Origin of the sequence: Hoeflea sp. (assembly GCF_039975035.1) — a bacterium.
In the GTDB taxonomy this organism is placed as follows: domain Bacteria; phylum Pseudomonadota; class Alphaproteobacteria; order Rhizobiales; family Rhizobiaceae; genus Hoeflea.
Genome location: NZ_JBDWHW010000233.1, coordinates 1 through 8701 on the forward strand (window position 1 = coordinate 1; position 8701 = coordinate 8701).

The 8701-nt window shown below is 55.2% G+C and carries 9 protein-coding genes and 1 pseudogene; 3 read left to right on the plus strand and 7 right to left on the minus strand.

Annotated features, from left to right (window positions below; translation table 11 throughout):
• The coding region (locus tag ABJN75_RS20480; protein WP_348441459.1) for a transposase domain-containing protein at positions 1 to 117 on the plus strand (117 nt) is incomplete at its 5' end.
• Between the two features lie 37 nt (positions 118 to 154).
• Here ABJN75_RS20480 and ABJN75_RS20485 read toward each other — a convergent pair.
• From ABJN75_RS20485 to ABJN75_RS20515, 7 genes are all read right to left on the minus strand, one after another.
• Positions 155 to 1399, minus strand: coding sequence for a sodium:proton antiporter (locus tag ABJN75_RS20485; protein ID WP_348441460.1), 1245 nt, complete (start codon positions 1397 to 1399; stop codon positions 155 to 157).
• Between the two features lie 503 nt (positions 1400 to 1902).
• Entirely contained in the window at positions 1903 to 2964 is a 1062-nt protein-coding gene (locus tag ABJN75_RS20490) for a YncE family protein (RefSeq protein ID WP_348441455.1), read from the minus strand.
• Between the two features lie 28 nt (positions 2965 to 2992).
• Complete coding sequence (locus tag ABJN75_RS20495) at positions 2993 to 3223, minus strand: DUF5676 family membrane protein (RefSeq protein WP_035521376.1); 231 nt, start codon at positions 3221 to 3223, stop codon at positions 2993 to 2995.
• An 84-nt stretch (positions 3224 to 3307) separates the two neighbouring features.
• Complete coding sequence (locus ABJN75_RS20500; RefSeq protein WP_035521378.1) at positions 3308 to 3649, minus strand: YHS domain-containing protein; 342 nt, start codon at positions 3647 to 3649, stop codon at positions 3308 to 3310.
• Positions 3650 to 4729: 1080 nt separating this feature from the next.
• Positions 4730 to 5743 (minus strand): murein L,D-transpeptidase family protein, encoded by a 1014-nt coding sequence (locus ABJN75_RS20505; protein WP_052161104.1) that lies wholly within the window; start codon positions 5741 to 5743, stop codon positions 4730 to 4732.
• A 257-nt stretch (positions 5744 to 6000) separates the two neighbouring features.
• Complete coding sequence (locus ABJN75_RS20510) at positions 6001 to 6387, minus strand: DUF302 domain-containing protein (protein ID WP_348441456.1); 387 nt, start codon at positions 6385 to 6387, stop codon at positions 6001 to 6003.
• Positions 6388 to 6589: 202 nt separating this feature from the next.
• Positions 6590 to 7267, minus strand: a complete 678-nt coding sequence (locus tag ABJN75_RS20515; protein ID WP_348441457.1) for an EF-hand domain-containing protein — start codon at positions 7265 to 7267, stop codon at positions 6590 to 6592.
• 168 nt (positions 7268 to 7435) lie between these two features.
• Between ABJN75_RS20515 and ABJN75_RS20520 the strand changes: the two genes are divergently transcribed.
• Together ABJN75_RS20520 and ABJN75_RS20525 are read left to right on the plus strand one after the other, a co-directional pair.
• On the plus strand, positions 7436 to 8158 hold the full coding sequence (locus tag ABJN75_RS20520; protein WP_348441458.1) for a response regulator: 723 nt from the start codon (positions 7436 to 7438) through the stop codon (positions 8156 to 8158).
• 35 nt (positions 8159 to 8193) lie between these two features.
• Positions 8194 to 8701: pseudogene (locus ABJN75_RS20525) on the plus strand (two-component sensor histidine kinase); the annotation flags it as partial.

Sequence of the window (8701 nt, forward strand, 5' to 3'; positions counted from 1 at the left end):
ACCGCCAAACTGAACGGTATCGACCCCCAGGCATGGCTGGCTGATACACTCGCCCGCATTCCAGACTACAAAATCAACCGTGTCGATGATCTGCTGCCATGGAAAACCGCTCAATAGGGCGGTCAGACCGGACGCTTACGGATCAAACGCCTAGTCATTTTACGACGCGCTCGACAACAGCGCGTAGGCTCAAGCCTTGAATGACGACGGTAAAGAGAACGAGTGCATATGTGGCGGCGAGAATGACGGATTTTTCGGCGACCTCCGGAATTGAAAGCGCGAGTGCAATGGAAATGCCACCCCGCAACCCTCCCCATGTCAGAACAGGAATTGTACCCCGTATGAAAGTATAGTTCGTACTCAATGCAATCACCGGAATGGCTACGGCTAGCAGGCGAGCACACAGGACGAGTGGTACCGCCAACGCGACCAACCAACTGAAAGACGGGTCGAGGCGGAGAACGAGCACTTCAAGGCCGATAAGAAGAAAAAGCACCGAATTGAGTATCTCATCGATGAGCGTCCAGAACCCAAAGAGATACTGCTCTGTCTGGTCGCTCATCGCATCTTGTGGGCCGCGATTGCCAATAAGGACACCGGCCACGACGACTGCAATGGGACCGCTCATTTGAAGTTTGGCCGCAAGTGTATAAGTGCCGGCTACCAGCGCAAGCGAGATCAGGAGTTCGATCGGATAATCGTCGATCGCACGCATTGCCCTGTAGGCAATGTAGCCGGTGGCAAGCCCGAGCACAGCGCCTCCCAATGCCTCGATGAAGAAAAGTTCGCTGATCTCAATGACATCGACACCGCCGCCGGCGGCTCCGATTGCGGTCGCCATGAGGACGGTAAATATTACGACTCCGACTCCATCGTTGAACAGCGATTCGCCGATCATTTCTGCCTTGAGTATCTCGGGAACACGAACTGTCTTAAGAGTTGACAGGACCGCCACCGGATCGGTTGGACTGATAAGTGCGCCAAACACCAAGGCCCACGAAAGGGCAACGGGAACGCCAAGCGCCCCTGCTGCAAACCAGAAGCCGACACCGATAATCCCTGTGGAGACCAAGACCCCCACCGTTGCCATCGAGCCAACAACCCAGGCACGGTCACGCAGCTGAGCGAGATCGACATGCAAAGCGCCCGCAAACAACAGAAATGCTAGCATGCCGTCCAGCACCGTTTTCTGAAAGTCGATTTGCCGGATGATCCCAGCGAGATTTTCGTATGGAAGCACTCCCGGAAAAATGAGTTCGACACAAATTAGACCGAGCGACGCCACCAGTCCCATGACGAGCAGGCCGATCGTGTGCGGCAGACGAATGAGGCGGTGATTGATCCAAGCGAACGTTGCCGTCAGCACTAGGAACACTGCAATCAAATCGTAAATCGTCATCATGATGAAAAATATCCAAGAAGGTGAGTTCTGCGGTGAAGCAATACAATTTCCTTTTGAGGTAGTCGTGTTTGGGTTTGTGTACGACGCACAAAACCCATGGTGTAGGCCAATTCTGGGCTGGTGATGGTAATTTGTTCACTCAGTTCTGCACATCGCATCCTGCTCGACGCTTGGATACCGCGCCCTTTCCGAGCGTCGAAAACAAACGAACGTATAGGCAATGATGTCGTTGAAGAATTGATCGGTGTCGCGCCTTTTAATCTGGCCCCTGTCATAGATTTCAGTATGACATTGTCCGTGTTTGCGATAACTGGCTTTGTGTGGGGTAGGCAGGTGACGTTGTCAGCATCCTCACGCTCCGATCCGCAATGTCTTTCGCCATCCAGCCTTCTGGCTCGTTGCTAGTTCGGGTCGTCACTTAGTCAGGAATTCACCGCCCGTACTGAAGATCGGGCGGCCCTCCAATTCGGATGTTATCCTGAGCACGGCCTTATGAGGGATTAAGGCAGCACAACCATCTGATGGCCCTCGCCGGAAACTGCGATTTCGCCGATAACCGCGAGATCGATCTGGTTGATGATCCAAATCTTGGGTTCGTCGCGGCTCGATACGTAAATCTTGCCAGTGCCGTCGATCGTTGTCAGATGATACGGAGCGGGCGACAATGAAGCGGTCCGCATCGCACCGGATTGCAGATCGATCGCGACAAGCTTGTCTTCGCTCTTTCCGCTGACGAAGAGCGTGCTCCCGTCGTCCGACAAGTCGAGCCCGTGCAACTCTCCTCCAATCTCGAATGAGCGTAGAATGGCACCATCGGACACAGCAATCTCATGGATTTTGCCGATATCTGCGTCGGCCACATATAGCGTTGCCCCGTCGTCGGAGATGACCACATGCTCGGGAGCTGTACCAACAAGCAAATTGCGTCTGACAAATCCCTTCTCGACATCGACTTCACTGATTGTGCCGTTGCCTGAATTCGTTACGAAAACCGAAGCGCTGTCTTCGGAAAATACGGCATAATTCGGTGCCGATCCAGTTGGAACAAAGGCCTTGAAAACCAAGGTTTCGAGATCGATTATGCTTATCCCGTCACCTGATGGATGAGTAGCTGCAGCGTAACGACCGTCGGGCGAAACAGCAGTATGATGGACCGCGCCGGGCACTTCGATCCGACGCAGTATCTCACCAGACTTTGAGTCGAGGATAGTAAGAATACTGATCGCGGCATCCTTGGGCATCGCCCCCGCTGCGGGTTTGGCGTGATGGGCTGCATGTTCGTCCTCCGACACGCCTTCTGGCTTAGCGAGTGCCGTGGCTTCGGTGCCTTCGACCTCAGAATAGCTACCGGCGACGAGATACCGAACACCAGGCGCACCAGAAAGGCCGTGAATGGCATCCAAGCCGGTGATCTTGCGTTCGACCGTGCCAGTGTCTGTATCGACGACGATGATTTGATCCGCGCTGCCATCAGCAATGTAGACCGTCGCGGCCGTCGCTGATGCCGAAGTCAGGAGAACGGCGAGGATTGCCGAAAGAGAGAGCTTCAAAGGTGACGTCATAGTTGAGTTCCTTTTGTTGTGCTTTGCATCAACGTGCCCAACGGGCAGAGAAATAATTGAATAGCGGCGCGAATATCAGCGCGACGAACCAGCCATAGGCAAAGGCCTCCACTCCGCCGAGCAGAAAGCTTGACCAAGTCAACCAAGAGAAACCGGGAAGCAGTTTCAGCCACGTCTGGTACATGGCCTGTCCGGGGAAGATGAGATCGAAGCCGACACACAGCGCAAACGTCACCACGAGAAAAATGCCCAAGCTCATGCCGAGTACTGCGACTGGGATATGTGGTGGACGGTTCACGGACAGAGGCACGCCTGCCCGTGAGGTTGATCAGATCTGGTCAGATTAGCCATCAGCTTGCTCCCTCATGTCTAGGCTGGCTGGAACAGCTGCAGCGAGGTAGGAATCTGGCGCGGCCTCGAAGCGCTCGCGGCATTCCCGAGAGCAGAAGTAGTAGACGTGGCCGTCATGGACGGCCGATTTTGCGGTTCGGGTCTGAACGGTAATTCCGCACACGGGGTCAGTGTCAGTCTCCGGGGCAGTCCAGCGAGCATCGCTCGCCGAGCCGCTGGGCTCGCCGCGGCTTGCTCCTGACTTGCCGTGACCCATGACGTGAGAGCCACAGCCAAACCTCATCATGATGAATATGAGGCCGGCCCAAAAGAGAAAATAGATTATGGATTCCATTGCATGCTCCATGCGCAATATTGAATGCGCCTTCGCCGTTTTCGGTTATGTCCGAACCGGGCCTGGTCCAAAGCAGGTGACTGGGGATGGCGAACAGGGGTTGGTGAGCGTTTAGACTCTACCCCAAATATCTAATGCCATTCCGTTCGCCGCCATGCTCGCGTGGGAAAAGTTGAACTGCCAAAAGTGGCAGACACCTCAACTCACGCCGCTGGAACAAGCTCAGCCGGAAGAACGAATTCGTCGCGTCAGGAAATTTTGGGAGGGGGGGCAGGAAACGGGGAAAACTGTTGCTTTGTGAATGCCTGGGTGGAAAAGATTTGGCCGACCGCGCCACCTTTATGGCTCCCCACTTCGCACGGCAAGATCGCCGCGGAATGGCAATGCATTTGATCAGTGCACTGTGATGCTTGCGACGACATATCACGTGTGGTGTTTCCAGAGTCAGGCACGTGCGTCGTAACTACAACCGTCTGCATGCCGGAGAACTCACTGGCATGAGTTTGGTGCAGGGAAATGGCGGAGAAATACAGAGCCACGATGACCGCAAGCGTCAGGGCTTGCCAGCTGAGCTGGCTTCCTTGCAGACTGCGATTTCGATGTATTTGCACGTTATCAAATCCCTACTGAGCGTCATTATTATCACATCGAATCCCATGCCTTCATTGACATGGGTCAAGTTGGTATCAAGGCTATGATGTTTACCGGCCTGCAATTTGCGACACGTTGTGGTGTATGCCCGCAAGCCAGCCGCGGCCGAGCCCTGCAGAACGTTCAAGCCGCATTCCTGGTTTTCGCTGGTAAGAAAGACAAACATAAAGCGTATGTGAGCCAGGTCACACGGCAACCAGAGTTCGGTGTTGTAAAATTTTGTGCTCATTGGATTTCGTTTGGGAGCATCCCAGAGTTGTCCACCTGTACAGGCATCATGGCATTGCCCAATTAGGAAGGCGTCGAACCACACGTGGTTCTCCCTCACTGCGTGATCTGCAGCAAACTACCAATAACGTTCATGGATGGCCCTGGGTCGACGGCACTGAAACGCGTCTCACGTTAAAGCGGTATCCCGCGCTGAGAATGTCATTCTCCGGGCGTGTGGGGATCCGCCAGCGCAGCATCCGGTCGACTGACCGGCACGTTTTTCAATGATGCTGTCTGGGCAAGCACCTCTGCGCCGCGGCTTTTGAGAAGCTTTCGAAAGCTTGGATGCATGCCGCCATCCGAATATGCATGGGCCGATATAACCGTCCCGGAGGCAAGTATTGCTTCCATCTTGCGTTCATCTGAAACGCGCCGAGCAGCTACGACATCGTTCTCCGCGCTCAGCAGCGGTGGACATGAAGCAAGCGGGTTGCGAGGATTTCCACCCTCAAAGGTCGCGTCGAAGACATACCGTCTGCCGCAATAGGACAACTGGGGTTGCCGGCCTGTGACCTCCAAAATGTCATAGCCCTGTTTCAGGTTTGTCCAAAAATCGAAATTAGGATCATTTCGATTTCGCGCCATGTTCTCGGGCGTCATCCGGAATGGAAAAGCCTGCACCTGAAAGGAAGACTGTCCGCCCCTGATGGCTTCACGCACGATCGCATAGATTTGCGCGACGCCAGCGTCCGTGAGCGCGTAGCATCCTGCCGATGTACAGGCGCCATGAACCATCAAGGCGTCGCCGGTGTAGCCGAGTGCGCTTTCCAGCTTGTTTGGGTAGCCGAGATTGAAAGAGAGATAATACTGCGAGTTGGGATTGAGCATGCCGGCGGAGACATGGTAAAACCCTTCTGGAGCTTGCCGATCTCCTTCCTTGGTCTTTGGGCCGAGCTTGCCGGACCAGCGACACATGGGAAAGGTCTTCAAAAGCGCGTAACGCCCAGTACGGTCACGTTTCCAGATCTCGAGCTCGCTCTCATCCTTGAAGATCCGGACCAGTATGGGATCAGCCGGGGTCATCTTGCGTTTTTTCATATCGCTGACGAGGTTGGCGGCAATCGGTTGATTTGCCTTGTTGTCGACATCAAGAACCGTCGATACGCAAGCTGTCATAGACACGGCCAATGCGAGCAAGATCGAAGTGTTGAGCAGCTTTTGAAACAAATTCATCTCTGTCCCTTGTGGATCGGAGAGCTGGCGCAGCCGTCGCCGTTGAGAGCGCGATGTTGCTTTTCATGTAAACAGCGTAGCAGATTTGTTCATCTGCGTGGGTAACGAAAATTTGAAACGCGTGGATGGGTACGCGACTGACGTAGCAGGAGTGCAAGTCGAGGCCGACCTGAATGTGTGCAAGCGTGACCAAACCTTTTAGTCCCGCTTGCATGTGAATGTGTACGGTTTCGTTTCGCGGACTTCGGCATGAAGGATCAAATCGCTGAAACAACCTCCTGAAGCATCTTCCGGACCTGGCCGGCGACTTCGCCGAGCTCCTGATTGTTGATCCCGGTCATCGAGATCACCGGATCGACCGCCGACACTTCCACACCTTCGGCTGTCTCCCGCACAATCACGTTGCACGGAAGCATGGCCCCGACTTTCGGCTCCATGCCGATGGCCTGCCAGGCCATGTTCGGATTGCAGGCACCAAGGATGCGATACCCCGGCAGGTCCTTGTCAATTTTCTTCTTCATTGTCGCCTTGACGTCGATTTCGGTCAGGACCCCAAAGCCGGCTGCAGCCAAAGCAGCACGCGTGCGGGCGTCGATATCTTCGATATCAGCCCCGGGAAATATTTTGTCTATAGTGTAGTTCATCTGATTGTTATCCTTTCGCACAGTCTTCATTTTCTCAGATACTTGATCAGCGCGACGATCGCGAGGCCGACAAGGACCAGGATCAGAATCATCCAAAGCCCGCCGAATCCCATGCCATATCCGTTCATCATTCATTCAATCCCTTGTTATGAAGTGGCGAAGGCGTTGCCTCCGCCACTTGTTCGTTCAATCGACACAACGCTCAATTGTCCTGTTTTGTTTCGCTCTGCGCGTCGTTCTGCATCATGCTCCCCGGTTGCTCGCCGTCCATCATGCCGCCGTCCTGACCTGGCATATTGCCCGAACGCATCATCATCATCCGCTTCATCCTGTCTGCGGGCGCTGCAAATTCCTCGGAAGTGACTTGCCCGTCTCCATCCGCGTCAAAGGCTTGAAAGCGGTCGACCGTATGTTCCCTGATATGGGCGGCGTGAAGCGTTTCGAATTCGGCGAGCGACAGCATTCCATTGCCGTCTGCGTCGTAGGTTTTCAGCTCGTCAAGCAGACCAGTGCGAAGTTCCTCGGGCGAGACTGTTCCGTCGTCATTGGCGTCGAACAAGCGTTGCATATGGTCGGTGTCACCCATCATCGATCCGCCCATGCCCATCATTCCCGCGCCCATGCCGCCGGTTTCGCCATCCATGCCCATCATGCCCGATTGTCCACCGTGCATCATCTTCATCATGCGCATCATGGATCCCATTTCGCCGCCCATCATTCCTTGCATCATGTTGGCGTTGCCACCCGCCATGGCCGCTGCAGAACCGGAATTCGACGTTGCTTGTCGTTGGCCATGGCCATGATCGGAATCGGCGAGGGCGAATGTTGGCAAAGCGGCCGAAATGAGCAGCGCTGTTGCGATGGTCGTGAACTTGTACATCTTACAATCTCCTGGTTGGTTGCACATTCAGTATATGGGCATAAAGAACCCAATCTGAATGGATTGCATCCACCGGTTTGTACCGGCATGTCGCAGGATGCGGGTTCTGTTACATTCGGTGACAAAACAATCACTGACGCATTGTGTCGGTTTTCGATAGAAGAGCTCATGTCCGATGCTCCGCACATTCTCGTCGTCGACGATCACAAGGAAATCCGTGAAAGCGTAAAGCGCTTTCTTGAGAAGAACGGCATGCGCGCCGGCACCGCCAGGGATGCGCATGATGCCGAAGCAAAACTTGCCATCGGCAATTATGACTTGATGGTGCTGGATGTCATGATGCCCGGCGAAAGCGGCCTTTCCCTGTGCCAGCGGCTGTCCGCCGAGCGCGCGTTGCCAATCATCATGCTGACAGCGCTGGGCGATGACACGGACCGGATCGTCGGGCTCGAAATCGGAGCCGATGACTATCTTGCGAAACCGTTCAATCCGCGGGAGTTGCTGGCCCGGATCAAGGCGGTTCTTCGACGTTCGGAACGGAAGGAAAAGCTTGCGGGCGGCTTCACGGGAAAGCGGCTTCGTTTTGCCCACCTCGTGCTTGATTCCGACAGCCGGGTGCTGGCGGACGAATCCGGAAACGAAACGCGCTTGACGAGCGCAGACTTCAAGCTGCTGATCGTACTGCTGGAGCGCGCGCGAGTGGTTCTGAGCCGCGAGCAGCTTCTGGACCTTACGGCTGGCCGTTCAGCCGGGCCGTTGGACCGCACCATCGACAACCAGATCAGCCGCCTCAGGCGCAAGATCGAACCCGATATTCTTCAGCCAAAGATCATTGCGACCGTCAGAAACGGCGGCTATTACCTGTCGGCGGACGTGGAGGTGTTGGGTTGAGTTGGGGGCCGTTGACAAGCCTCAGGGCTCAACTCGTGCTTCTTGTTGTCGCCGCGCTTGTCGCCGCACAAGTCGTGAGCCTGTGGTTGTTTGTCGATGAGAGGAGCCTCGCGGTTCGGGCTGCGCTCGGCTTCGAAGCCGCAGGCCGCGCCGCAAACGTGGCGAGACTGATTGAAGAGGCGCCGGACAATCTCCAGGACTCGATCCTGCGCGCGGCCAATTCTCCGCTTGTCCGATTTGACCTGTCGGGTGAAGCGACAGCCGGAAATTCAGACAGCTCGGATGGTGGTCTGATCGAATCCCGAGTGCGTGCGCTTCTGGGTGGCAGTTACAGCGGTGACATCCGTGTCGAATTGCATGCAATCGAGGGCCAAATCCTGCCAATGCCGCACCTTTCAGCTGAAATGGCTGAGATGCATCGGAAAATGATGCATGGCGCGGTCTTTGCGCTTGAAATGAACCTGTCTATCGCGCTTTCTGACGGACGTTGGCTCAATGTCGGCACCCGGTTCGAGCGCCCGCCCTTCCAGTGGCCGTTTTACT